Here is a 24,145-nt window from a genome sequence, read left to right as displayed (position 1 = left end):
GACTTATGATCCTTATGCTCCTAAAATCTTTATTTTTAGCTCTATTCATAATGTCAGTAACAGTACTTAGTGTACTTCAAATAATATTAGTTGTTGTATTGGTAATTTTAGTGCTCCTGCAGCCACCTGGAAGTAGTTCATTAAGTGGCTTTAGTAATTCACAACAGGGAATGAATTCAATAATTCCGGTAAAGTCTTCTGAAAATCCACTCAGTAGAATAACTTCTATAGTTGCTGGGCTGTTCATTATAAATACACTGTTACTATCAGGATTATGTTCAAAAGATGTACATAAAAAATCAATTGCAGAGAAGATTATATCAGAAAAGAAGCAAGAAGGCCAATCAACTTCTGTTCCATTTGAAAATTAATGAAAGAAACCAAGTTTATCTTTGTTACAGGTGGAGTTGTTTCATCACTTGGTAAGGGTTTAGTTGCTTCAAGTGTGGGAGCACTTCTTCAAGCTCATGGATTCAATGTTCGCATCAGAAAGCTTGACCCATATCTCAACATTGATCCTGGAACAATGAGCCCAGCTCAGCACGGGGAAGTATTTGTTACTGAGGATGGTGCTGAAACTGATTTAGACCTTGGACATTACGAGCGTTTTACTAAAATTAAAGCAACCAAGGACGACAATATAACAACTGGTAAAGTATATAATAAATTATTAAAGAAGGAAAGGTGTGGTGATTATCTAGGCAAAACTGTGCAAATCATTCCTCATGTGACAGATTTAATCAAATCTTTCATTTTTAATGGTACAGAAGATTTAGATTTTGTAATATGCGAAATAGGCGGAACCGTAGGTGATATTGAAAGCCAACCGTTTTTGGAAGCTATACGCCAAGTTAATTATAAACTAGGAAAGCAAAAAGTTATCCTTATTCACTTAACTTTAATACCATATCTCACTGCAGCACAAGAATTAAAGACAAAACCGACACAGCATTCAGTTCGAGAGTTAAACTCTGCGGGGTTACAACCAGATATTATATTATGTCGCAGTGAAAAAGAAATTTCCGATAATCAAAAAGAAAAGATAGCCAATCTTTGCAATGTTTCTTTATCTAACGTAATACCTGCTCCTGATGTAAACCATATATACGAGTTACCGTCCTTGTATAATCAATGTGGGCTCGGGGCACAAATTTTGGATCACTTTCACTTAAGTAAGCCAAAACCAAGCTTACCTGAATGGGACCAAATAGTACACTCTATGAAACATCCAACACAAGAAGTTATCGTTTCCATAGTAGGAAAATATACTGAATTTCTTGACGCATATAAATCACTGATTGAAGCATTAAACCATGGTGCAATTAGTAATAAAGCTAGAGTGAAGATAAATTGGGTCAACTCAAGAGAAGAGAATGGAAAATCTATAGATGCAAAGTTTATCAGAGAAAAATTACAAAGCTCTAATTCAGTCCTTGTTCCAGGAGGATTTGGTGATAATGGAATAGAAGGTAAAATATTAGCAATAAACTATGCCCGTGTAAATAACATTCCTTTTTTAGGAATATGTCTTGGTATGCAGCTTGCAGTGATTGAATTTGCTCGTAACGTTATTAAGCTTGAAGATGTACACTCTGAAGAATTTTATACTTGCAAACACCCAATCATCAAGCTCGCTGATGGTAAGAACGTTGATCTTGGTGGAACCATGAGACTTGGAACATACAAGTGTAATGTAAATCCAAATTCAAAAATGGCAAATGTGTATAGTAGTGTCACTATTTCAGAAAGACACAGACACAGATATATAGTTAATTTAGATTATAAAAATAACTTAGAAGAGAATGGAATGATATGCAGTGGTATATCAGAAGATAAAACATGCATAGAGGCAGTGGAGCTAAAAAATCACTCATGGTTTATTGGTGTGCAATTTCATCCAGAATTTCAATCAAGACCATTTTCTCCTCATCCTCTCTTTACATCATTTATTAAGGCAACTATTGACAATAGAGTTTAATAGAACTTAATAAACTCTATTCTAATAGAGAGGTAAAAATGTTACTAAGAAATAGTAAAGATAGCATTACATATGGATCTGCGACCTTCGAGGAACTGAATAGGCATGTAGAACAAATAATATATAAATTAGAGGAGGATCAAATTATAGAGGATATAATGGAAGAAGTAGTTGTAGCTATAAACGAACTAAAATCGGTAGAAGAAATAAAAAAATATTTAAAGCGAGAAATAGATAGCCTTGTAAAAAGGACAATAGTCCTTAGTGAATTCTATAACCTAGAAAAAATAGAAAAGCCAAGAAAAGAAAATTATATTTACCCAAGCACCTAATGTTTAAGTACCAATATATGGCACTTGCCATAGAGCAAGCAAAACTTGCTCAGAAAGATGGCGAAGTGCCAATAGGTGCTGTAATAGTTAATGGAAACAATATCATCTCCTCTGCACACAATATATCTAATGATCCAACTGCACATGCAGAAATGTTAACAATTAGACAAGCATTTTCAACTTCCACGCTTTATGAAGCTGAAATGTACGTAACGTTAGAGCCGTGCCCGATGTGCGCTCAAGCTATCTCTTTTGCAAAAATTAAACGTCTGTACTTCGGGGCTTACAATCCCAAAGGTGGAGGAGTTGAAAACGGCACTAGAATATTTCAATTCTGTAACCACATACCTGAAGTTTATGGTGGAATATTAGAAACAAAATGTTCTCTTTTGTTAAAAGATTTCTTTGAGAAATTGAGAACTTAGTTTAAGATGTGTGAGATTGTTTCAATATTTTTTGAGTAAAATCTGTATTATAACTCTTTCGTATATTTGACCAATCTGCTCATGCAACGTACATAAGGGATGTTATTACGATAACTCCGTTGCAGAAAAGTTTACTCAAAAGGGAGCTTCTTATTGATACTTCTCAACGTTCTGTTCAGCAAACTAGAACTTCCATATTTGAATACGTAGAAATTAGATTTCTTGCACTACTGGAATTTAAAGAGTTTCAGCGCGTAACGCTGGAATCTAGATTTTCTTGCTAAATCCCAGACTGGCTGGTTATGCAAAAAATCTATTTTTTATCATAAATAACTTAAATATTATATTATAAACTCTGCTAAATTTATTCTGACAACAAAAACTTCTTCTCTACTTTTTTTTGAGTAAGGTCACCAACTCTATTTTTCTACAAAAGTGTTCTCTGAACTAAAAAATCCAGAGAACATTCTCTCTTATATCAACTCATTATCAATGGGAAAAGAACCAACCTCATTATCATAAGAGTAAGGAGTTGTTCTTTGCACATTATCAAAGACAGCTTTTAATAGTACTTCCTTATCACTATCCCATGCAACTTTCTCCATAATTGCATTATAATCTTTACACTTTTGATCATTTCCACAGTCCCTGATTTTACCATTAAGCTTTAGATAAGGCTTTAATGAATTATATTGTACTTGAGTATTATTGCCCTCTTTATCTATCATTTGTCCTGAGGTATTAACAAGTATCAATGGTGCAACTTGTTTTGCTTTCACAATACTTGCTCCACTGGGGTCTTTGATGAGATCAGGACATGATTCTCTAGAAAAAAAATTCTTGTTTAATTCTTTATTAGTATAATCATTGCCAGATTGGCAGAAACTCTTAACCTTCTCGTCCTGACAAGCTAACTCTTGTGGACTATCAATACATTTAAGACATTTCGTATTACCAAAGTTGGCTGCTGAACTAATAGTATCAGTAAAGGCAAATTTAAAATTTACTGCACTATAAATACCCTCTGATCCCTTTTCTATATATGGCAAAATTTTAGAATTACTATACATCTCAGGATAGAGTTCTTTTAATAAATCAGATGTATTAAAACCTTGACAACCTATCTTATTATTCGATTTATACAAAGTAGCCTTAGGCCCACAAATTCCTGGCAGGCTAAGATCTGGTGTTATTTCTCGAGATGTAATTTCTCCACTTTCATTCCCTCCTTCATTGGTAACATGTTTGCCTCTATCATTTTCATTCCCTCCTTCATTGGTAACATGTTTGCCTCTATCATTTTCATTCCCTCCTTCATTGGTAACATGTTTGCCTCTATCATTTTCATTCCCTCCTTCATTGGTAACATGTTTGCCTCTATCATTTTCATTCCCTACCTTAATACTAGGTTTATCTGTACCGATTCTTTTCTCATTTTTACATTCTTCAGCTGCTTTTTTATACCACTCAGTCTCTGCTTTTGCCATGTTAATTTTACACTTTAAAAGTTCTTCTTTTACTCCTTCAATCTTACTCTGCATCACTTCTTCTTTCTCCTGTTCAATTTTGTACCTCAAAACTTCCTCTTTTGCTGCCTCAGCTTCATTCTTAGTTTGTTCTACCTTCTCTCTTTCTTCTTGAACCTGTAATTTTAACTCATCAACTTCTGCTTTTGCTTCATTCTTAGTTTGTTCTACCTTCCCTTTCTCTTCTTGAACCTGTAATTTTAACTCATCAACTTCTGCTTTTGCTGCCTCAGCTTCATTCTTAGTTTGTTCTACCTTCCCTTTCTCTTCTTGAACCTGTAATTTTAACTTATCAACTTCTGCTTTTGCTTCATTCTTAGTTTGTTCTACCTTCCCTTTCTCTTCTTGAATCTGTAATTTTAACTCATCAACTTCTGCTTTTGCTTCATTCTTAGTTTGTTCTACCTTCTCTCTTTCTTCTTGAACCTGTAATTTTAACTTATCAACTTCTGCTTTTGCTTCATTCTTAGTTTGTTCTACCTTCCCTTTCTCTTCTTGAACCTGTAATTTTAACTCATCAACTTCTGCTTTTGCTGCCTCAGCTTCATTCTTAGTTTGTTCTACCTTCCCTTTCTCTTCTTGAATCTGTAATTTTAACTCATCAACTTCTGCTTTTGCTTCATTCTTAGTTTGTTCTACCTTCTCTCTTTCTTCTTGAACCTGTAATTTTAACTTATCAACTTCTGCTTTTGCTTCATTCTTAGTTTGTTCTACCTTCTCTCTTTCTTCTTGAACCTGTAATTTTAACTTATCAACTTCTGCTTTTGCTTCATTCTTAGTTTGTTCTACCTTCTCTCTTTCTTCTTGAACCTGTAATTTTAACTTATCAACTTTTGCCTCAGCTTCATTCTTAGTTTGTTCTACCTTCTCTCTTTCTTCTTGAACCTGTGACTTTAATTCACTAGCTTCTGCTTCTAATTTTGTAATTTCTCTTTGTGATTCCACAGCATCTTTTTCACACTGTATTAACTTATCTTTTGCCTTCTTAGTTTCATCTCTACAGTCACGAAGTAAATCTTCTTCTGATTTATCATCCTCTTTTTCCGCAACCTGATCTCCTAGATTTTCGACTTGCTCACCCTCTTCACCATAAAAAAGTTTGTTGGCATATAAATTACTATTATTAACTTGATCGCTATAGATATTGTTTGACATTGTGACCTCCTATATAGTCAAAACTGGAATTAAATTAGAGTATAAAAGCTGAGAATTCAACATGGGTAAAAGAAACCACAGTTCAGGAAATCTCAGGTTAACTCAGAAATTATTATCAGCCAAAATGATTAAAAATTTTATAACTTATATTGTAGATCTAGCATAATAACCAACAATTATTCAATTTCCACCTTACTCACCAGCTTGACACAGTCCATCTTTATTCATTAGAGAGCCGTGATTCCTCTACTCTCCAATGATTAATCACTTGTCAGTTTTGAGTGTAGTAGTTGATAGCCTGTACGTAAATACGTTGCTTTTGTCCTTTAGAAATTTTTAGTCTACTATCTTTATCCAGAAAAAAATTGTAAAATTTCTATAGTTATGGTATAATTATAAATACCGCTTGCAAATAAGCTGAGTATAAAAATGCCGTTCGGACAAATCATTACATATAGCACGATATTACTTACTATAATTGCAGTATTTCTCTTTTTGAGAAAAATATACAAAAATCATATTAGAAAAATTATATTTCCTCTAAAAGTTCTCAAAGAAGAGTGGGAAGAAAATAAAAGATTTAATGAATTGTATCAAAAAAATAAGCAAAAAGAGTTGATGAAACAACAGGAAATGCTAAGGGAGAAACAAAAGAATATGCAAGTTTACAAAGAAGATCTAGAAATAGTTGATATAGCAAAACCGTTAGGTAAATGGACAAAGATGGTTATGATGGGTAATAGTTTAATGAAACATTTTGCACAATTGATACACAGAGAAGGTGATAAGAAAGGATTTTGGGAGCTATTTATAAAAGCTCAGTCTTCAACTAAGGGTAAATATAAAGGAAAAGGCAGATAATCCATGCTTGAATGTAAAAATCTATCCTGTGCTCGTAATAACAAAGTATTATTTAAAAACCTCAATTTTAAAGCTGAGCCAAAATCAAAAATCTTAATCACTGGTCCAAATGGTAGCGGCAAAACCAGCTTAATCAGAAGTTTATCTGGACTCTTACCGCCAGTATCAGGCAATATAAGATACTACGGAAAAGACATATATGATGATCCAAAATCCTTTATATCTTCCATGGTTTACGTAGGACATAAAAACGCCTGTAAAGATAGCTTAACAATTGGTGAAAACATAGAATTCTGGGCAAGAATACGGAACACTAGAGAATCAGTTATGGCAGCTGCTTATTGTTTAGAGTTGCAACCTGTATTTAACATTAGATATGGTGAACTTTCTGCAGGCTGGAAAAGAAGAGTTGCGCTTGCCCGCCTTTTAATTTCTAATGCAAATATCTGGCTGATAGATGAACCTTTCTGTAATCTTGATAGCACAACATGTGAATTAGTATTGAACCTAATCTCAATACGCTCTGAGCAGAACGGTACAGTAATTATTACAGGACATAGCTCTACAGAACAATTGTGTGACTTCAAGACAATCGACATACGTGATTTTAACAGACCTCTTGTATAATTTTTGGCCTTAAAATTAACACATCTCTTTCAAAGGCTCTATATTAAAAATAGAAAGCCCAGAAGCGATTACGTGCGCTAAGGCTTGTACGAGAAACATTCTTGCAGCGGTGAGGTTCAAGTTATCTTCTAGTATGAACCGCATGTTTAAATCACTTTTGCCATACCCCCATAAAACGTGAAACGCTTCTGCAACTTCAAGTAAGTAGAAAGTGATTCTGTGTGGCTCATAGAGCCTTGCCGCTATTTCTACCACATCTGGCCACTTTGCTAAGATTTTTATGAGGAAGAGCTCCCCATCGGTCTTTAAAAGTGAAGGATCTGCTGTTGGGAGCTCTTTTGGAGCATTACGCATTAACGAATGAGCACGGGCGTGCGCATATTGCACATAAAAAATAGGGTTGTCTTTTGATTGTTCTTTAACTTTAGCAAAATCAAAGTCCAAGACCATATCATTCTTGCGTGTCAGCATTATAAAACGAGTGATATCCCTGCCAACTTCCTCCACTACATCTCTTGCTGTTAGGAAGTTTCCTGATCTTTTGGACATCTTAACAGGTTTTTCATTCTCGAAAAAATTCACAATATTATGCAGTTTTACCTCTATTTTTGCTTGATCATCACTGAGCGCAGAGACGACTGCTTTTAGCCTTTTGACATAACCACCGTGGTCACTACCAAGCTCTACGATCATATTGTTAAAACCACGCGATATCTTATCAAAATGGTAAGCGATATCTGAGGCAAAATAAGTCCAACTGCCGTCCTCTTTCTTCAATGCGCGGTCAACATCATCGCCAAATTTTGTAGAGCGAAATAACATTTCTTTTCTGGAAGTCCAATTTTCACTTTCTTTGCCTTTTGGTTTCTCCAGGTACCCTTCATACACTAGACCCTTGTCAGATAATATCTTTATACTCTCTTCGATTTTGCCACGTAGCTCATACTCTGAAGTAAAGACATCATGATTTACTCCAAGCAAGCTCATGTCCTCCTTTATGAGTTCTAAAATAGAACTTAAAGTATATTCTCTAATTATCTGGTTATCTTCCTCTGCTCTAAGCTCCTTGCCATATTTTTTAGCTAATCCCTCTCCTATTGGCTTTAAATATTCACCTGGGTATAAACCCTTTTCAATGCTAATTTTTTCTCCCAGAGCTTCCTTATACCGCAAATATACTGACCGAATTAGCGTATCTATCTGCGCTCCAGCGTCATTGATATAGTACTCCTTAGTAACATTATAGCCAACTTTCTTTAGTAAATTTGCCAGAACATCACCAAACACTGCCCCTCTTGCATGACCAATATGCAGAGGACCTGTTGGATTTGCCGATACAAATTCAACATTGACAGCTTGATTATTTCCAATATTTAGAGTGCCAAACTCTGTTTTTAGCTCATTTATTTGTTTTAAAATCCCATGCCACACTTCTATTTTTAAGTGCATATTGATAAAACCGGGGCTTGCTATTTCCACTTCTGCAACTTCATCAAAAGGTTTAAATTCTCTTGCTAAGATCCCTGCAATCTCAATTGGATTCTTTTTTTCATGCTTTGCAAGCACCATAGCAACATTTGTGTAAATATCACCATGTGCTCTATTGCTTGGAGGTTCCACAATAAAATTTTCTGCACTTGTATTTATGACACCCCTTTGTTTCAACTCATTTAATTTGCTGGAAATTAGAGAGGAAATCTGCTTGAAAATGTTCATTCACTATACTGCTATAAAATCTATAGCAGTATAGCAAATAAGTGGGGCTAGTTGAAGTTATGATTTTCTCTCTACTCTTTGTTTGGTGTAAGGCAACCTTTTCTGGGTCTTTTGAAACCCAGAAAAATTATAGTTTACATTAAGTCGTTGCTGTCACTATAGTGACGGAAAGCCATACTTTCGCTTTCACTAAAATAAGCATTCCCTGTACCTTCATTCCCTGTACCTCCATTTTTCTCTTTCTCCAGTTCATTCTTAATACTTTCTTTTAGCTCATTCTTAGTCTTACCACTAATCTCAAACTTAAGACCTTTTTCTAGTTCATTCTTAATATTTTCTATCAGTTCATTTTTAGTCTTATCATCAATCTCAAACTTAAGACTTTTCTCTAGTTCATTCTTAATACTTTCTTTTAGATCATTCTTAGTCTTATCACTAATCTCAAACTTAATACTTTTCTCTAGTTCATTCTTAATATTTTCTTTCAGTTCATTTTTAGTCTTATCATCAATCTCAAACTTAAAACATTTTTTCAGTTCATTCATAGTCCTGTCATTAATCTTACACTTAAGATCTTTACCACATTTATCATGAATCAACTTACTCTTATTGACTTTACAATCATCCAACTTTGTAAACAAATTAACTCTTACCATATCATTTACAAAACATGTATTAGTTGGCATTGGATGAGCATAGGCGCTTTTAAACATAAAATAACTCCATCAATAAATAAATTTATCAAACAATTAAACATAGAATAATGTGTGTACTAACAATACACACATTATATTACTTTTATAGAAAATAAATATTCGAGTCTGCCGCTTGTGTATTGTGATCAGTAGCAAGAACCATGATTATGCTAGAGTTCAATGCATCCACACATTTATCACATTCAGTATTGTCGTAACATTTACCCACAATTTTGCCATCTGAAATCCTAAGGTCATTTCTAGTACTCGCAATAATTTCCCCACATTCCTTAGAACTCATACCTGTTTCATCAGAGGTTTTCAAATTGAGAATCTTATCCGTTCCTGGCAAGGTTGATATTGCAAGCTTTTTTATGTCAAATGGTATCGATTTATCATCATCTTTAGATTCAGGCTTAGGTTCAGGCTTAAGTTCCGGACAAGGTGGACAAGCAGGAGCAGGTGGACAATATGATATTATTATAAGTTAAAACAATTAAAGATTTAATAGTTTTAGTTATCAATCTAGCATAACAACCAACAAGTATGACTCAAATTTTCCTTCAGTTTTTACTATATCTTCACCAATTTTGCATACAGCCCATCTTTATTCATTAGAGAATCATGAGTACCAACTTCTTCCACTTTCCCGCAATTAATCACTATAATCTTGTCAGTTTTGAGTGCGGTTGATAGCCTGTGCGTAATTATAATTGTTGTTCTGTTTTGCATCAACTTGCTAAGTGCTTTTTGCACTAGGCTTTCACTTTTATAGTCGAGGGCGGAAGTTGCTTCATCCAGTATTAAAACCTGAGGATTTTTCAGTATTGCTCTTGCTATTATAATACGTTGCTTTTGTCCTTCGGAAAGCTTTAGTCCTCTTTTTCCTACAAATGTATCAAATTTATCCGGCAGCTTATCAATAAATTCCATTGCATACGCACTGATAGCTGCTTGCTTCACCTCTTCATATTCAGCATCTGGTTTACCATATAGTATATTTTCCATTATTGAGCAAGAAAATATCATGTGATCTTGTGGTACTAAGCCAAACAGCGATCTTAGATCATTTAGCGCAATTGTCTTAATATTCTGTCCATCGATAGTAATACTGCCTTCACTTGGATCGTGAAAACGGAGCAAAAGCTTTAAAATGGTGCTCTTGCCACTGCCAGATGGTCCAACAATTGATACTGATTGGCCTGCCTCTATAGAAAATGATACGTTATTTAATGCTGGCTTATCAGCATAAAAAAATGTTACATCGTTAAACGAAATTCCTTTTTGAACACTATTGATCCTTATAGGATTATCATTATCTAATATAGAGCTTTTCATGTTCATAAATTCAAATAAACGCTCTACAATTCCAAGACCTCGTTGCAAATCACTGATGTTATCGCTTAGATTGTTTACAGCCCCTGCAGCAAGTGCTGAATAAAACACAAATGAGGAGAGTTCTCCAATGGTCATATTATTACTTAAGACTTCTTTTATTCCCAAAAAAAGCAAAACAACTAGCGAACCTATCACACACGTGATAACTAGAGTTACTAAAATAGCACGCAAGAGTACTAATTTTACGTATGATTTTGATACTGAGTTTAGATGTTTCTGAAAATGGATTTTTTCATTTTCCTCGAGTACAAACGATTTGATAGTTACTATAGATCTAAAATTTTCCTCACTAAATGATGCAAGCTCACTTAATTTATCCTGAGCAAAGCGTGCATAATTGCGTACTTTTTTCCCAAGTGAAGTCATGACAATGAGCAGTATAGGTATTATTGCAGCTGCATATGCGGTTAAATGTAGATTTGTGTATAACAGCATTGCAACACTACCAGTTAGTACCACTGCATTCCTCAATATTGTCAATAAGCTGCTGTTTATTATCGATTGCAATGCAGAGGTATCAGTAATGAGTGCTGAGATAACATCTTGCACACCTGTATTCTCAAAGAAACTTGGTTGTAAATCAGTAATACTGCTATATAAGTCATATCTGATTCTTGCGATAACTTTTTCGCTTCCAATGCCAATGAAATATAACCGAATAAATGCAGTGAGAGAGATGCCTAAAACTATCAGTATTGCAACTAATAGATTAGTAGTAAAATTATGCTCTGCGCCAGAATCAATTATGTTGCTTAAGCCCCTACCAAAAAGAAGAATCGTTAAAGCTGAAAATAGAACTGCAATAAACGCTACGGTAAAATAATGTAAACTAGGTTTTATATAGTAAAATAACTGCTTAATGTTAGATTGCATTTTATTTTAAAGTTAAGTATTTAGCTTCAGGAAAAAGTTACAGCATTAGTCTACAGTGTACTTCCTTAGAACAATACGTTCAAGAAACTTTAGCTTCTGAAGGAAAAACGCTGCGAAATTACAGAAAGTTAGCAAAAAAACTACTGAATAGACCAGAGTTTATTTTGTTCCAATATGTAATGCTACTATTCCATAACTCATATTGTGGAACTCAACATTCTTAAAGCCTACCTCTTCAATTTCCATTTTAAAGTTAGTCTGAGTTGGAAATTCTCTTATGCTTTTTACTAGATATTCATAAGAACCCTTATCTTTAGCAACTATGCTGCCAATTTTAGGAATTACTTTAAATGAGTATAAGTCATAAAATTTGGTGAATATCTCATTTTGATAATGCATAGGGGCAAATTCCAAGCAGACAAATTGTCCATTTTGCTTCAATACCCTATATGCTTCACTTAAAGCCTTTTTACGGTCAGAAAAGTTTCGAATACCAAAAGCTACTGTATAATAATCAAATTCAGAATCTTCAAATGGTAAGCTCTCTGCATTTGCACATACCCAATTGAAATTTAGCTGATTTGAATTTATTGCTTTATCACGCCCTTTGTCCAGCATGTTTTGATTTATATCACATACTGTAACTTGAGCACTTGGTTCACCTCTTGCTATTCTTATAGCTATATCTCCGGTTCCTCCAGCAATATCCAAAACCTTGGAGTTCTTTTTAAAATGCACACTACTTACCATCTTCTCTTTCCATAGCCTGTGCATTCCAAGACTCATTATATCATTCATGATGTCGTAGCAATTTGCTACAGAATCGAAAACCTCTTTAACTAGTTGTGATTTATCCATATTTTATATAGAGATTGCTTACATAATTATTTTAAACTTTAGCAGTTAAATTAATATACTAATGAGAAAAATATACTACAATTAAACATATTTAATCCAGTAAATCATTAGTGTCGACAGCTTTTTCACAAAATATCATCTCTCTTATTATGATATTATCTGTAGCAGTTGTTGATATGGCAACAGACTTATACTCAGTTGCATTGCCAAGTATTGCCAACTATTTTAAGGTGAAAGGTAATATAGCGCAGCTTACGATCAGTTTAAATTTAGTAGGAGTTGCAATATCTGGATTAATTTATGGGCCACTGTCAGACTATTATGGTAGGCGCCTAATAATGCTGATTGGCATGGCAATTTTTACTTTGGCAAGTATTGTATGTTGCATAGCTGATAATATTATACTTTTAATATTAATCCGTTTTATACAAGGAGCAGGAGCTGGTGTTGCAGGCGTTGTCGGATATGCAGCAATCAGGGATATGTACTCAGGTAGTGAATACTCAAGAGTAATCTCAAAGTTAAATATGGTAGTAGCACTTTCACCTGGAATAGCTCCAGTGGTAGGCAGTTATATAATTTCACATGGTTATAGTTGGAAGTTTTTGTTTTTTATCATATCACTTGCCGCAATTATTATGCTCATTTTTATTTACTTGAAGCTACAAGAAACGCTGACCGTAAATAAAAGTAAAGCCAGTATTAATATCTTCAAGCAGTATATATTAATATTTAAGAATTATCGTTTCCTTGGGTTTTCAGCCATTCATGGATTAACTTTCATGTGGCTTTGGGCATACATTGCTAACTACCCGTTCATATTTGAATCAATGGGCGTTGAAGTACAATATTTTGGCTATCTCATATCAATCATAGTTATATTTTACATAATTGGAACTTTAATTAATAGAAGGTACGTACCAAAAATAGGAGTGAGCAAGATGCTAATCATAGGTTTGGTATTACCAATAATATCTGATGGTTTATTGGTATATTTTTATTTCATGAACAAATTGAACGTACTTATTCTTCAAGTTCTTTGGATTCCAAGCAATATAGGACTTGCACTCGTAATCAGCAATAACGTAACTTCTGCTTTAGAAACGGTCAAAAGTATAGGGCTTGGTAGTGCAGTTCTCTCATTTTGCAATATGATGTTTGGGGCTGTTGGAATATACATAGTAGGAAAATTCTTTTCTTATGGCATTTTACCAAATTTACTATTAACAGTTGTATGTTCTATAATTGCAATTCTTATATATAGTTTACTTAAATATACTGAAAAACACGAAGGATAATCATTATTTCTACAACCCAGATTTCATGAATTATTAATTACCTTACTATAGTAATGCAATTTTATAGAGAAGTGTTAAATGAATTATTCAATCAGAAATATAGATGCTGCTTTACTTGATGCTGCTAAAAGAGGTGATCTTAATGAAGCAAAGCGCCTAATAATTGAAGAAGCTGATGTTAATGCATATGATGGATCTCAAGGTAATTCTCTATATTGGGCTGTTAAAAATAATCATTCTTATATAGCAAAAGTTCTATTAGATAATGGAGCAGATTTTATTGCTTATGACTCTTCTCGAGAACGCCACGTGTTAAATAAATACGAAGAAGTAAAAGCTGAGCATTGTAAGGTTTCTCTACATCTGGCTGCCAGACTTGGCGACTTGAAAGCAGTAGAAGACCTATTAAAGAAAGAAGCAAATGTTAATACAAAAAATGATAAAGGACAGACTCCTTTAGATTTAGCTAAGACAGAAGAAATAAAAAATCTATTACAAAGCATAAAAGATGCCAATGACAAATTGCTTGAAGCTGCTAAAAGCGGTAATATTGATGATGTAGAAAATCTGTTAAATAGAGAAGAAAAAGTACAGGTTAACGCAGAAAATGAATTTGAAGAGACCCCTCTACACTTATCTGCTCAAAATGGACATAAAGACGTAGTGGAATTTCTACTCAGCAAAGGAGCAAAAATTGATGCAAAAAATGAATTTGAAGAGACTCCTCTACATTTGGCTGCTCAAAATGGACATAAAGGTGTAGTAGAATTTCTATTCAGTAAAGGAGCAAAGGTTGATGCACAAAGTGATGATCTAAGCACCCCTTTACATTTTGCTGCTAAATATGGACATAAAGACGTAGTAGAATTTCTACTCAGCAAAGGAGCAAAGGTTGATGCACAAAGTGATGATCTAAGTACCCCTTTACATTTTGCTGCTAAAAGTAGATATAAAGATACAGAAAAGATAGTAAAATTTCTACTTGATAAAGGAGCAGACGTTAATGCACAAAATAATGCAGGAGAAACCCCTTTACATTTAATTCTTCAAAAAATAGACCTAGATATAGATACAGATAAATTCTATACTCTACTGAACAAAAAAGGCATCAATGTTAATCTAACAGATAAAAATAAAGAGACTCCTTTGCATTTTTTTTTAAAAAAGAAAGCGATGGAGATACCTGAATTGGACGATCTACTGAAAGTAGAAAGTATCAATGTTAATTTACAAAATATAGATGGAAAGACTCCTTTACACCTGGTAATTGAAAAAAACAACTGGAATACATTGCCTAATGTATCGTGGAGCCGTGAAAAGATGGTCGATATTCTAATAGGAATGAAGGCAAATGTTAATGCAGTAGATAAGGATGAGAGGACTCCTTTACATTGGGCTGCAGGATATGGTAGAAAAGAGATAGTAAAAGCTCTAATAAACGCAGAAGTAAATGTTAACGCAGTAGATAAGGATGAGAGGACTCCTTTACATTGGGCTGCAAACTATGATAGAAAAGAGATAGTAGAAGCTCTAATAAACGCAGAAGCAAATGTTAATGCACAAGATAAATATGGAAAGACTCCTTTAGATTTAGCTAGCACAGAAGAAATAAAAACTCTATTACTAAAACCCCCCAAAAAAATTGATGACAGTATAGCATCAAAAGATAATGAAGTAGGTCAAGAGGAAGATGCTGAGCAAGAAGGTAATGCCCAACTAAGTTTACAAGAACAAGAGGAAGAATCACAGGAGATCAGTGCAGAAGAAGAAAGTGATGTAAAAATTGAAGCTGCTGATAATGGACATCTTCCTTATGCAGAACCTACACAAAATAGAGTATCGACAAATGAAGAGCAACCGAGCTCTTTTTTCGATAATTTGCTTAATATAATTATGAAGCCCTTTTCTTTAATTGCATCATTTTTTGGTGGCTTTTTTTCATGGTTGTTTGGATCTGATGAACCATCAACTGAATATGATCAAATAATTGCACCAAGTAACTCAGGAGGAGAGGAGCTAACAAACTATCAAGAGGGTGACAATAATATTATATAATAGATTTCTTGCATAACTGGCATTCAAAGGAAAATCAGTTGATGTCATGAAAGTAGCTGACACTGGCACCCAGTTAAATTTACGGAGTATAATGGATTCCAGTGTCAAGCACTGGAATGACAAGAAAGGGAGCACTGACTTGAACATTCCCCTGAACAGATACCTTGATACATTAAAGTTTCTAGGTTTGAGTAGTGAAATCCGATTCAGTGTGAAAATTAGCAAACTCCTTTTTAAGCTGTAGAATAAAATTTTTTATTTTAATGAAAAAATTGCTTCCGCATACTCAAGATGCCATTATAATGATGGTAGAGATATTTAGAGAGCTCAAAATTTATCTTGGTCTGCAGACCTTTTAACCAATTTTTCAATAAAAATTCAGCTACATCTGTTGTGTGTACATTCTGAATCTTTTTTATACAGGAGGATTTTATGTCCAGAATTCCAGATATTTGACCTTTACTTTAGCTAACAACAGGCGCCTGTAGTTTTTAGAATTAGTGTTAACACGGTTTTTCTACTTTTTTTTTCTTAATGTTTTAACTCAATACACACCATCATCATTTACTGCTTCTAAATATATCATTGCTAAACACACGCCGCTGTGTATTTCTATAGATAACTCATTGCCTAGACTTCGATTAAAGCAAGAATTCTTTCCTGGAAAAGCAAGGTTACTATGGCATAGTTCCCATTTTAATCCTTTAGTTGATATTTGAGCTTTCGGTATACCAAGTAAGGATATTTTAGTATTTTTTAGCAAAGAGGAAAAATAGCTAATACCTTTTTGTAAGGCGTACCCCACCATGGGAGGCGAAGGCATATAAAAGATACTATCTGTACTTAAAAAAAAGTTAATATTTTGTAGTATATGATCAATTGCTCCTCCAGTAATACCCGTTACTATTGATGGCAATAACTTTACTGTTTTTAAGTGAGCCATTGCTTTAGAAAAGTCGCAATAATCTTGATCAGGTAGATATACTGTATTTAAGTTAGCACGTAAATTCGGATTTATACTATCCAAATCTCCTATTACAAGATCAGGTTTTACGCCAATTGATAGAAGCTTGTTTGCTCCTCCATCTACAGCAATAACAGGTATATCTTGTTTAAAAAACGATGAATCAGGTATTTCTCCATTTAGCACTACAATAGAGCGATATTCTTGCTCCACGCTACAATGTAGCATATGGTTATAAAACGCTCCGTGCAGTTTTTGCATCGTAGTAACATTTTTGAACAATTGATATTATACTGATCACTAATCCAGCAATATTACTGAGTATCACAAAAGCTAAACCCTGACAAATACCGTAAATAAGCCAAGATGATGAACAAATAAGATAACTCACCAACATTAGCATCGATACGTCACGAGTAAGTTTTGTGATATATGCTTTATATACTTGAGGCAATAACCCAATGAGAGATGTAACGAACGCGATGAAGCCAAAGCATTCTTCAATATTTACATACATACATTTTCCTACGTTTGTTTTAACAAGAGTCAGGTTCAAAGGGTTGTACTTTATGTACTCTCAGCTTTTTTAGAGCACCCCTAATGCGTGTAATTTATAACATCATTTAGTCTATTAATCAAGAAATTAACAGTGACTTGCATTCATGAAACCCAATCGGCTTCTATGCTAATTATTATCCAAACTAATAGTCGGCTGTGCATCCTGCTCAGAGATCAGAGCAACTAGCAAATTGTTTATCAATTGAACCTTTTGTTTTCCATCCAATTGTAAGCTTTTATTTTTTTCAAAATGGGCTATTACTTCTTCGATAATTCCTATTGCATTTTGCACTATATGCTTTCTTGCAGAGGTGATGGCATGCGCTTGTTGACGCCTCAGCATTGCTTGTGCAATCTCAGATGAATAGGCCAAATGCGATATTCTTGCTTCTGCAATTTCAATTCCAGCAATATTCAATCTTTGTTGTAGCATTGACCGCAATTCATTTGAAATTTTGTCAGAGTTTTTACGCAAAGATTCTTCATCGTTTTCGCTATCATACGGATAATTACTTGCCAGTTCTCTAATTACCGAGTCACTTTGCACAAAAACAAAATCATGATAATTATTAACATTATAATATGCCTTCGCAGGACTGCTCACTCTCCAAACAATTACTACTGAAATCTCTATCGGACTTCCATTAGCATCATTAACTTTAATTTTTTCTGTATTGATATTCTGAAATTTCAAAGAAACTCTATATTTACTCGAAAATGGAAGCGTTACGCATATTCCAGACTTAAAATAAGTTCCAATATAATGACCAAAAAACTCTATCACTCTTGCTTCATTAGGGTCATTAACGAAAAGTGCCTGAAGAAAAGTCAAAATTGAAACAGCAGCAACTCCAAGTGCAATTGTGCTGTCATACACAAAAAGTACCAATAAAATTAACCCTAGCGCTATTAGTACAGGAAAAGCCTGAATTTTACTTAGATTTCTATCATTTATTGTATTTTTATCTGTACTGTCTTCATCAGATTGCTTTTTCACTTGCACCCTCTCTGCTGATTATTTCATCTACCTTACTTACAAATAATTTAAACTCTCTTAATTCACAATCAGGCAACTTTATCTCATTGCCATGAGCTATCGTAAGCGGATCAATATGTTTACCATTATATATAACTTCATAATGTAAATGAGGTCCTGTTGCAACACCAGTGCTGCCAACATAAGCAATGATTTGTCCCTGCTTTACTTTAGAGCCTAACTTTACATCGCTACTAAATTTGCTTATATGTGCGTAACAAGTTGAATATTTATTGTTGTGCTTTATTTTGATGTAATTCCCATAGCCACCATTCTTTCCTATATATTCTATTACACCTTCTGCAGTGGCGTGTATAGGAGTGCCAAGTTTAGCTGCATAATCTACTCCTTTATGAAAAGCAATTTTACCATGAATGGGATGCTTTCTATTACCAAAATTCGAGGATATACGAAAATCTCCGTTTAAAGGACTTACAAAAATTTCGCTACTCTTCAAGCTTACCCCCTCTTTATTAAAATACTCTTCTTTGCTGTTTTGTGACTCATAATAATATAAACTTATAGCTTTATTGCTTGTTGTGAGTGAAGTATATAAAATTTTTTCTTCAGCCTTCTGATTACCGAGCGATTTCTCAAAAAGAACCTCCAACTTACCTTTTGGCACAATGTCTTTTTTAAAATCTACACCATAATCTTTATATATGCCGATTAATCTCATTATTGTATCTGGCGCCAAACCTTCTGCATCAAAAAAAGAGGATTTTATGTCACTGGATATGAATAACAACTTTCTATCACTTTCTGTAGATTTTTTTTTCCTGATCCCGTCTTGGAATAACACTGGAGAGTGGGTTAGTGTCATTCCAGTGCTTGACCAGTTTTTTAATCGAAAATGTTGTATAGCGTGCTGTTTACAATCAATTTCCAGTGTCTGGGCACTGGAATGACAATAGTCTTTCTGCGCAAATGTTTCAGTTGCATATGCTGGTAAAATACAAAGCAGTAGAAATATTACCAGCCTCATAGTTTATCAGCAAAAATAAAATTACCTTCAACATACTGCACATCATCATTATCTTCTAGCTCTTCAACTAATATAGATAATTTATCAATTAATTCTTTGTCGCTAACTTCAATCAGGTCCTTTGGTTGCCATGAAAGACGAGCAAGTTCTGGTTCTCCAAATTTTGTATAGAAAGCATCACGCACTCTACCAAAATCTTTCACTCCACAAGTTATAACATATAATTCTTCCTTGTTATTTTCCTCAACATTCAATACTTCTAATTCAATTCCATAGTTAAATAAATCTTCAAAATTTATACCCTCTGCTTTATAGACAATTAAGCCTACATGATCGAAAAGGTAACTCACACATCCTGTTTCTCCCAAATTACCGCCTTTGCGAGAAAAGATATAACGTATCTCAGAAGCAGTTCGGTTGCGATTATTTGTCAGAGCATGGACAATAAGTGCAGCACCAGAAGGTCCGCAGCCTTCATATTGTATTTCTTCATAACTTTCTCCAGCAACGTTACCAGCTGCATTTTTTATTGCTGTTTCTATTTTATCTTTTGGTAGATTTTCCTTTCGCGCAGAAAAGATAGCAGAGCGAAGACGTGGATTAAGCTCGGGATCAGTTAGCCCTTGTTTTGCAGCAACTGTTATTTCCCTAATGAGCTTCGTAAATTTTTGCGAGCGCTTTGCATCCTGAGCACCTTTTCGATGTTTTATATTTGAAAACTGTGAATGACCAGCCATAAGAAAACTAATTCACCCCTTCTACTAACATATTTTCATACTGCTCAGCTTCTAAGTCAAGGCCAAGAGCTAAGTGAGCTGTTATTAAATAACTAATAACTCTAGAAGAATATTTAGAATCTTTATTGCTTATCATATCTTGAAAACGCTTAATTGCTGCTAAATATTCACCACGCTTTAGGTAAAATTCACCAATAGAATACTCTTTTTTTGATATATGTTCTGTGATTAATTTTTCTTTTTCTTTGATCTCTTCTATATATTCGCTATTCGGAAAAAGATTAATATATTCAGTAGCTAGCTCTAAAGTTTTATATGCAATTTGTTGCCCAAGCTGCACTTTATTAATTTGCATGTAATAAGATAATACTCTTAAGTAATATACATATGGCAAATCTTCACCATTTGGATAAACGTATATATAATCATCCATATCACTTGCAGCACTGCTGTAGTTACCCATATTATAGTGAGAAACCCCAGACAATAATTTGGCTTTCATTGCCCAATAAGATAAAGGATACAAATCCTCTATCTTTTGAAATGCTCTAATAGCTTGCTTATATTTTTTCTGATCATAAAGCTTAACTGCCTCCTCATATAGTTCAGTTTCAGTGTGTTCCAGATCATCCCCATACGAATGCACAAAGGAGCAAATAAGGAGAAAAAAGCATATGATTAAAGTCTTATACATAAGATTTTTTTTGATTAAAATAAAGTATAGACTAAATATTACCTAAATAAACAAATTTTTGGCATTATCATCGAACGAAAAGCGGCTCTTGGCCACCATTACCTATATTGCTCGCACCACCACCTATTGCAACACCCTTTCCACTCACTTCTACGTTCTCTAGCTTTCTACTATAAGAATGTGTGATCAATCCACTTCCTACCATCAAAAGAGCAATACCTACCAGACCTAAAGCAGGCCCAACAGCAGATGATGCTAATGCTACTCCAGAAATCAATATTATTCTCCTGATTAGTAATAAAGAAGAACCAGCGAGCATTAATTTAGCTGCAGACATATTGCTTGTCTTTTTTTCAGATTTCTCATCAAAATCTTGCTCTTTTTCTACTTCATATTTTTTACTTTTCTTGTACTCGCGATAGCAGAAAGTAGCACTCGCTACAAAGTAAAATAGACTAGAAATTGAAAAAGCTACGTCTCCTATTACTCCTTGCTCCAATGCTTCATCTACTATGCTAGCCACAATAACTAATGTAACTAAAGCAGCATCAGCATAGTTAAAGTAATCATCAACGGTACAAGGAAGGTCTCTCTTTTCTTTTTCTACTGTTTTCCCACTTTCAATATTCTCCAATTCTCGTTCTTTTTGTGCTATTTTTCTATTATTATAAATTAAATATAGCGTGCAAATAAGGGATAAGACTGTGAAAGGTAATATAGTATGGCCTAATGAGCTGCTTATAAGGCCAAGTAATACCTGATCGCTACATGTTTTTTCGAGCTCAATTGCCATCAACAATGCAAATGGAACCATTGTTACCAATGATACACATTTCCTATGTAGCTCTCTTTTTTTTAGTGTTAATAGTTCTTGTTCGAGCTTTTTGCTTTTTTCTTCCTCTCTTTCTTTTCTGACTTCTTCATCAACTGTTGGCCAAAAATCCCAGAAAAAATCTTCCATTTTAGCACCTTTTTTACCTTTGGATCTTTTTAAAAAAAACTTAGTGCCTGTAATACTAGTCATATGAACAGACCAACTTATGAACTAATACATTATATAGGATTTTAATTACTAAGTCAATGTTATGAAATTATTAACCTTCTTTGTATACTCTTAAGCAATTTAGTCAATCTGTTTGATGCCAGCTAGAACGTAATTATAGCCTGACCACATAGTCATAACAGCCGCAGCCCATAAGCAAACCACACCTATATATTTAGTTGCTTCATAATCACTCATTATTAATGCCACTATAGCAACCATCTGAAAAAATGTTTTAATTTTCCCAGCTTTGCTCACAGGTAGACTAACGTTTGTAGCTATCAAAAACTCTCGTAAACCCGAAACTAATATCTCCCTACAAACAATTATAACTGACGGTATAATTGTAACATCATCTATTTTTTGCTTATAAACTAGCATGATTATTGTTGAAACTACTACTAACTTATCAGCAATTGGGTCAAATAATTTGCCAAAATTCGATTGGACTTTCCATGCACGCGCTAAATAACCATCAAAAAAATCTGTAATGCACGCAAATACAAAGATCAATATTGTTATTAGACTTGCATATTTACTTTCTATATAAAAGCTTGATATTATTGCCGGTATCGCGAGTGCACGAGAAATTGTTAGCAAATTAGGCAAGTTTTTCTTAAGCATGTAAATCACACTATGAGTAGATAAACTTATACAGAAGTACAATCGAGTTCACAAGCTAATAGTTGAACATTCATAAAAACCCCATATACTTAAAAATTACTAACAATAAGCTCAAAGCATGAATAATGATTTAGATAACACCACAAAACAAGAGGCACTTGAGTATCACAATAGGAATAGTAAACCTGGTAAAGTATCGATCATACCGACAAAACCCTTATCCACACAGTATGATCTATCACTTGCTTATTCTCCTGGTGTTGCAGCCCCATGTCTTGCAATAGCTAAAAATCCTAAAGCTGTTTATGATTACACGGCAAAAAGCAATTATGTAGCTGTTATTTCAAATGGCACCGCAGTACTGGGACTTGGTAATATCGGTCCTCTTGCTTCAAAACCCGTCATGGAAGGCAAAGCTGTTTTATTTAAGCGTTTTGCTGACATTGATGCAATTGATATAGAAGTTGACACAGAAAACATAGAAGATTTCATCAATGCAGTAAGGTATCTTGGCCCAAGTTGGGGGGGAATAAATCTAGAAGATATAAGATCTCCTGACTGTTTCATAATAGAGAAACGTCTAAATGAATTGATGGATATTCCAGTTTTCCACGATGATCAACACGGAACTGCAGTGGTTGTTGCAGCTGGTATAGAAAATGCCCTCGATATTGTTGGAAAGAAATTAGGAAATGTAAAGATCATCATGAATGGTGCTGGAGCAGCTGGTATTGCGTGTTTGGAAATACTGAAGTCTATGGGTGCTAAGAACATAGTACTATGTGACAAACAAGGAGTAATACACAAAGACAGAAAAGAGGATATGAATGAGTGGAAAGAAAAATATGCAATTGACACTAAAGAACGTTCCTTGCTCGATGCCATAAAAGATGCTGATGTATTCATCGGACTCTCTGCAAAGGATGTGCTCAGTGAAGAGATGTTAAAAAGCATGGGTAAAGACCCAATCATTTTTGCTCTTGCTAACCCTGATCCAGAAATAAGTCCTGAATTTGCAAAATCTGTAAGGCCAGATGCAATAATTGCAACTGGTAGGTCAGACTATAACAACCAAGTCAATAACGTAATGGGATTTCCTTACATATTCAGAGGAACACTCGACGTACATGCAACGACAATAAATGATGAAATGAAAATTGCTGCTGCAGATGCAATAGCAAAGCTTGCTCGCGAGCCAGTGCCGCACGAGATATCTGCAGCCTATGGTGGTCGTAAAATGAGCTATGGACGTGAATATATAATACCTACTCCATTTGACCCAAGATTAATTTCTATAGTATCTCCTGCTGTTGCAAAAGCTGCAGTTACCTCAGGTGTAGCAAGAAAGGAAATAAAGGACTGGAATGAGTATGCAAGTCAGTTAAAATCTCGTCTTGCTAGTGCTCTCAGCACGCTGAATCTATTGTCTTCACAATAATCAATTGCATATTTTAGACTTATAATTAAAATAAACTGATGACTATTACAATTCACGAGTTAGAGAAAATTATCAAACAATCATTTCCTGATGCTGATATAAAAATTAAAGACCTTGCTGGAGATGATGATCACTACCATTTAAAAATAACTTCCAAGTGTTTCTCTGGAAAGACAAAAATAGAACAACACAGAATGGTATACAAGGCTCTTGAAGGTCAGTCTATACATGCATTGCAACTAGAAACTGGAGCTTAAAATTAAGGTGATA

25 protein-coding genes, 1 pseudogene and 1 riboswitch are annotated in these 24,145 nt (G+C 34.2%); of the genes and pseudogenes, 12 read left to right on the top strand and 14 right to left on the bottom strand.

The window, feature by feature from the left end; translation table 11 throughout:
• The first annotated feature begins 50 nt into the window (after positions 1-50).
• The 5 genes and pseudogenes from secG to CAI20_RS06905 form a co-directional block, all read left to right on the top strand.
• Positions 51-371 (top strand): preprotein translocase subunit SecG, encoded by a 321-nt coding sequence (gene secG / locus CAI20_RS03720; RefSeq protein ID WP_007302593.1) that lies wholly within the window; start codon positions 51-53, stop codon positions 369-371.
• Positions 371-1,978: a CTP synthase gene (locus CAI20_RS03715; RefSeq protein WP_149168817.1), complete on the top strand. Its 1,608-nt coding sequence runs from the start codon at positions 371-373 to the stop codon at positions 1,976-1,978. The genes secG and CAI20_RS03715 overlap by 1 nt, the downstream gene beginning before the upstream one ends.
• Positions 1,979-2,016: 38 nt before the next feature.
• A complete protein-coding gene (locus tag CAI20_RS03710; RefSeq protein ID WP_007302591.1) occupies positions 2,017-2,310 on the top strand; it encodes a hypothetical protein in 294 nt (97 codons plus the stop codon).
• A 17-nt stretch (positions 2,311-2,327) separates the two neighbouring features.
• Positions 2,328-2,735 carry a nucleoside deaminase gene (locus CAI20_RS03705; RefSeq protein ID WP_007302590.1) on the top strand — a complete coding sequence of 136 codons (408 nt, stop codon included), beginning with the start codon at positions 2,328-2,330 and terminating at the stop codon, positions 2,733-2,735.
• Positions 2,736-2,808: 73 nt separating this feature from the next.
• A pseudogene (locus tag CAI20_RS06905) lies at positions 2,809-2,950 on the top strand (IS3 family transposase); the annotation flags it as partial.
• 258 nt (positions 2,951-3,208) lie between these two features.
• On the opposite strand, the gene CAI20_RS03700 reads toward CAI20_RS06905, so the two are convergent.
• The gene (locus CAI20_RS03700; RefSeq protein WP_246111559.1) at positions 3,209-5,416 is read right to left on the bottom strand and encodes a hypothetical protein; all 2,208 of its coding nucleotides are present in this window, start codon (positions 5,414-5,416) and stop codon (positions 3,209-3,211) included.
• A gap of 429 nt (positions 5,417-5,845) precedes the next feature.
• Between CAI20_RS03700 and CAI20_RS03695 the strand changes: the two genes are divergently transcribed.
• Positions 5,846-6,277, top strand: a complete 432-nt coding sequence (locus CAI20_RS03695; protein WP_007302588.1) for a hypothetical protein — start codon at positions 5,846-5,848, stop codon at positions 6,275-6,277.
• Between the two features lie 3 nt (positions 6,278-6,280).
• On the top strand, positions 6,281-6,904 hold the full coding sequence (gene ccmA / locus CAI20_RS03690) for a heme ABC exporter ATP-binding protein CcmA (RefSeq protein WP_007302587.1): 624 nt from the start codon (positions 6,281-6,283) through the stop codon (positions 6,902-6,904).
• 15 nt (positions 6,905-6,919) lie between these two features.
• Here ccmA and argS read toward each other — a convergent pair whose 3' ends face one another.
• From argS to CAI20_RS03675, 3 genes are all read right to left on the bottom strand, one after another.
• The gene (gene argS, locus CAI20_RS03685) at positions 6,920-8,620 is read right to left on the bottom strand and encodes an arginine--tRNA ligase (protein ID WP_007302586.1); all 1,701 of its coding nucleotides are present in this window, start codon (positions 8,618-8,620) and stop codon (positions 6,920-6,922) included.
• Between the two features lie 134 nt (positions 8,621-8,754).
• Complete coding sequence (locus CAI20_RS03680) at positions 8,755-9,333, bottom strand: hypothetical protein (protein WP_149168816.1); 579 nt, start codon at positions 9,331-9,333, stop codon at positions 8,755-8,757.
• Between the two features lie 85 nt (positions 9,334-9,418).
• Positions 9,419-9,616: a hypothetical protein gene (locus CAI20_RS03675; protein ID WP_230609140.1), complete on the bottom strand. Its 198-nt coding sequence runs from the start codon at positions 9,614-9,616 to the stop codon at positions 9,419-9,421.
• A gap of 25 nt (positions 9,617-9,641) precedes the next feature.
• Here CAI20_RS03675 and CAI20_RS06560 point away from each other — a divergent pair, with 25 nt between their 5' ends.
• Positions 9,642-9,806, top strand: coding sequence for a hypothetical protein (locus CAI20_RS06560; protein ID WP_167470124.1), 165 nt, complete (start codon positions 9,642-9,644; stop codon positions 9,804-9,806).
• An 82-nt stretch (positions 9,807-9,888) separates the two neighbouring features.
• On the opposite strand, the gene CAI20_RS03670 is transcribed toward CAI20_RS06560, so the two are convergent.
• Positions 9,889-11,586, bottom strand: a complete 1,698-nt coding sequence (locus tag CAI20_RS03670; RefSeq protein WP_149168815.1) for an ABC transporter ATP-binding protein — start codon at positions 11,584-11,586, stop codon at positions 9,889-9,891.
• Between the two features lie 159 nt (positions 11,587-11,745).
• A complete protein-coding gene (gene ubiE / locus CAI20_RS03665; RefSeq protein ID WP_006012444.1) occupies positions 11,746-12,444 on the bottom strand; it encodes a bifunctional demethylmenaquinone methyltransferase/2-methoxy-6-polyprenyl-1,4-benzoquinol methylase UbiE in 699 nt (232 codons plus the stop codon).
• 149 nt (positions 12,445-12,593) lie between these two features.
• Here ubiE and CAI20_RS03660 point away from each other — a divergent pair, with 149 nt between their 5' ends.
• Together CAI20_RS03660 and CAI20_RS03655 are read left to right on the top strand one after the other, a co-directional pair.
• Positions 12,594-13,742 (top strand): Bcr/CflA family efflux MFS transporter, encoded by a 1,149-nt coding sequence (locus CAI20_RS03660; RefSeq protein WP_019236941.1) that lies wholly within the window; start codon positions 12,594-12,596, stop codon positions 13,740-13,742.
• A gap of 78 nt (positions 13,743-13,820) precedes the next feature.
• Entirely contained in the window at positions 13,821-15,797 is a 1,977-nt protein-coding gene (locus CAI20_RS03655) for an ankyrin repeat domain-containing protein (protein ID WP_007302582.1), read from the top strand.
• A 544-nt stretch (positions 15,798-16,341) separates the two neighbouring features.
• Here the strand turns inward: CAI20_RS03655 and CAI20_RS03650 are convergent.
• The 8 genes from CAI20_RS03650 to pgsA form a co-directional block, all read right to left on the bottom strand.
• Complete coding sequence (locus CAI20_RS03650) at positions 16,342-17,022, bottom strand: thiamine diphosphokinase (protein ID WP_149168814.1); 681 nt, start codon at positions 17,020-17,022, stop codon at positions 16,342-16,344.
• The gene (locus CAI20_RS03645; protein ID WP_052265050.1) at positions 16,994-17,278 is read right to left on the bottom strand and encodes a SemiSWEET family sugar transporter; all 285 of its coding nucleotides are present in this window, start codon (positions 17,276-17,278) and stop codon (positions 16,994-16,996) included. The genes CAI20_RS03650 and CAI20_RS03645 overlap by 29 nt, the downstream gene beginning before the upstream one ends.
• Positions 17,267-17,370, bottom strand: a riboswitch (TPP riboswitch). It overlaps the preceding gene by 12 nt.
• A 76-nt stretch (positions 17,371-17,446) precedes the next feature.
• Positions 17,447-18,316 carry an SPFH domain-containing protein gene (locus tag CAI20_RS03640; protein ID WP_149168813.1) on the bottom strand — a complete coding sequence of 290 codons (870 nt, stop codon included), beginning with the start codon at positions 18,314-18,316 and terminating at the stop codon, positions 17,447-17,449.
• Entirely contained in the window at positions 18,300-19,340 is a 1,041-nt protein-coding gene (locus CAI20_RS03635; protein WP_012482011.1) for a M23 family metallopeptidase, read from the bottom strand. Before CAI20_RS03635 ends, CAI20_RS03640 begins: the two co-directional genes overlap by 17 nt.
• Positions 19,337-20,077: a YebC/PmpR family DNA-binding transcriptional regulator gene (locus tag CAI20_RS03630; RefSeq protein WP_007302578.1), complete on the bottom strand. Its 741-nt coding sequence runs from the start codon at positions 20,075-20,077 to the stop codon at positions 19,337-19,339. The genes CAI20_RS03635 and CAI20_RS03630 overlap by 4 nt, the downstream gene beginning before the upstream one ends.
• Positions 20,078-20,084: 7 nt before the next feature.
• Complete coding sequence (gene bamD, locus CAI20_RS03625) at positions 20,085-20,771, bottom strand: outer membrane protein assembly factor BamD (RefSeq protein ID WP_149168812.1); 687 nt, start codon at positions 20,769-20,771, stop codon at positions 20,085-20,087.
• A 67-nt stretch (positions 20,772-20,838) separates the two neighbouring features.
• The gene (locus CAI20_RS03620; protein ID WP_149168811.1) at positions 20,839-21,795 is read right to left on the bottom strand and encodes a hypothetical protein; all 957 of its coding nucleotides are present in this window, start codon (positions 21,793-21,795) and stop codon (positions 20,839-20,841) included.
• A gap of 99 nt (positions 21,796-21,894) precedes the next feature.
• Complete coding sequence (gene pgsA, locus CAI20_RS03615) at positions 21,895-22,437, bottom strand: CDP-diacylglycerol--glycerol-3-phosphate 3-phosphatidyltransferase (protein ID WP_108784379.1); 543 nt, start codon at positions 22,435-22,437, stop codon at positions 21,895-21,897.
• A gap of 118 nt (positions 22,438-22,555) precedes the next feature.
• Here pgsA and CAI20_RS03610 point away from each other — a divergent pair, with 118 nt between their 5' ends.
• Together CAI20_RS03610 and CAI20_RS03605 are read left to right on the top strand one after the other, a co-directional pair.
• Entirely contained in the window at positions 22,556-23,875 is a 1,320-nt protein-coding gene (locus CAI20_RS03610) for a malic enzyme-like NAD(P)-binding protein (RefSeq protein WP_149168810.1), read from the top strand.
• A gap of 38 nt (positions 23,876-23,913) precedes the next feature.
• Complete coding sequence (locus CAI20_RS03605; RefSeq protein ID WP_006012412.1) at positions 23,914-24,132, top strand: BolA/IbaG family iron-sulfur metabolism protein; 219 nt, start codon at positions 23,914-23,916, stop codon at positions 24,130-24,132.
• Positions 24,133-24,145: the final 13 nt, after the last annotated feature.

This window comes from Wolbachia endosymbiont of Chrysomya megacephala, from assembly GCF_008245065.1.
Lineage (GTDB): Bacteria > Pseudomonadota > Alphaproteobacteria > Rickettsiales > Anaplasmataceae > Wolbachia.
Note: the sequence above shows the minus strand (reverse complement) of the source record. Positions and strands in the feature narration are given on the sequence as shown.

Bases quoted from the DNA above. Each gene is read 5' to 3' on its own strand.
- secG (WP_007302593.1), top strand. From the start codon at position 51: ATGTCAGTAACAGTACTTAGTGTACTTCAAATAATATTAGTTGTTGTA.
- CAI20_RS03715 (WP_149168817.1), top strand. From the start codon at position 371: ATGAAAGAAACCAAGTTTATCTTTGTTACAGGTGGAGTTGTTTCATCA.
- CAI20_RS03710 (WP_007302591.1), top strand. From the start codon at position 2,017: ATGTTACTAAGAAATAGTAAAGATAGCATTACATATGGATCTGCGACC.
- CAI20_RS03705 (WP_007302590.1), top strand. From the start codon at position 2,328: ATGGCACTTGCCATAGAGCAAGCAAAACTTGCTCAGAAAGATGGCGAA.
- CAI20_RS03700 (WP_246111559.1), bottom strand. From the start codon at position 5,416: ATGTCAAACAATATCTATAGCGATCAAGTTAATAATAGTAATTTATAT.
- CAI20_RS03695 (WP_007302588.1), top strand. From the start codon at position 5,846: ATGCCGTTCGGACAAATCATTACATATAGCACGATATTACTTACTATA.
- ccmA (WP_007302587.1), top strand. From the start codon at position 6,281: ATGCTTGAATGTAAAAATCTATCCTGTGCTCGTAATAACAAAGTATTA.
- argS (WP_007302586.1), bottom strand. From the start codon at position 8,620: ATGAACATTTTCAAGCAGATTTCCTCTCTAATTTCCAGCAAATTAAAT.
- CAI20_RS03680 (WP_149168816.1), bottom strand. From the start codon at position 9,333: ATGTTTAAAAGCGCCTATGCTCATCCAATGCCAACTAATACATGTTTT.
- CAI20_RS03675 (WP_230609140.1), bottom strand. From the start codon at position 9,616: ATGAGTTCTAAGGAATGTGGGGAAATTATTGCGAGTACTAGAAATGAC.
- CAI20_RS03670 (WP_149168815.1), bottom strand. From the start codon at position 11,586: ATGCAATCTAACATTAAGCAGTTATTTTACTATATAAAACCTAGTTTA.
- ubiE (WP_006012444.1), bottom strand. From the start codon at position 12,444: ATGGATAAATCACAACTAGTTAAAGAGGTTTTCGATTCTGTAGCAAAT.
- CAI20_RS03660 (WP_019236941.1), top strand. From the start codon at position 12,594: ATGATATTATCTGTAGCAGTTGTTGATATGGCAACAGACTTATACTCA.
- CAI20_RS03655 (WP_007302582.1), top strand. From the start codon at position 13,821: ATGAATTATTCAATCAGAAATATAGATGCTGCTTTACTTGATGCTGCT.
- CAI20_RS03650 (WP_149168814.1), bottom strand. From the start codon at position 17,022: ATGCAAAAACTGCACGGAGCGTTTTATAACCATATGCTACATTGTAGC.
- CAI20_RS03645 (WP_052265050.1), bottom strand. From the start codon at position 17,278: ATGTATGTAAATATTGAAGAATGCTTTGGCTTCATCGCGTTCGTTACA.
- CAI20_RS03635 (WP_012482011.1), bottom strand. From the start codon at position 19,340: ATGAGGCTGGTAATATTTCTACTGCTTTGTATTTTACCAGCATATGCA.
- CAI20_RS03630 (WP_007302578.1), bottom strand. From the start codon at position 20,077: ATGGCTGGTCATTCACAGTTTTCAAATATAAAACATCGAAAAGGTGCT.
- bamD (WP_149168812.1), bottom strand. From the start codon at position 20,771: ATGTATAAGACTTTAATCATATGCTTTTTTCTCCTTATTTGCTCCTTT.
- CAI20_RS03620 (WP_149168811.1), bottom strand. From the start codon at position 21,795: ATGACTAGTATTACAGGCACTAAGTTTTTTTTAAAAAGATCCAAAGGT.
- pgsA (WP_108784379.1), bottom strand. From the start codon at position 22,437: ATGCTTAAGAAAAACTTGCCTAATTTGCTAACAATTTCTCGTGCACTC.
- CAI20_RS03610 (WP_149168810.1), top strand. From the start codon at position 22,556: ATGAATAATGATTTAGATAACACCACAAAACAAGAGGCACTTGAGTAT.
- CAI20_RS03605 (WP_006012412.1), top strand. From the start codon at position 23,914: ATGACTATTACAATTCACGAGTTAGAGAAAATTATCAAACAATCATTT.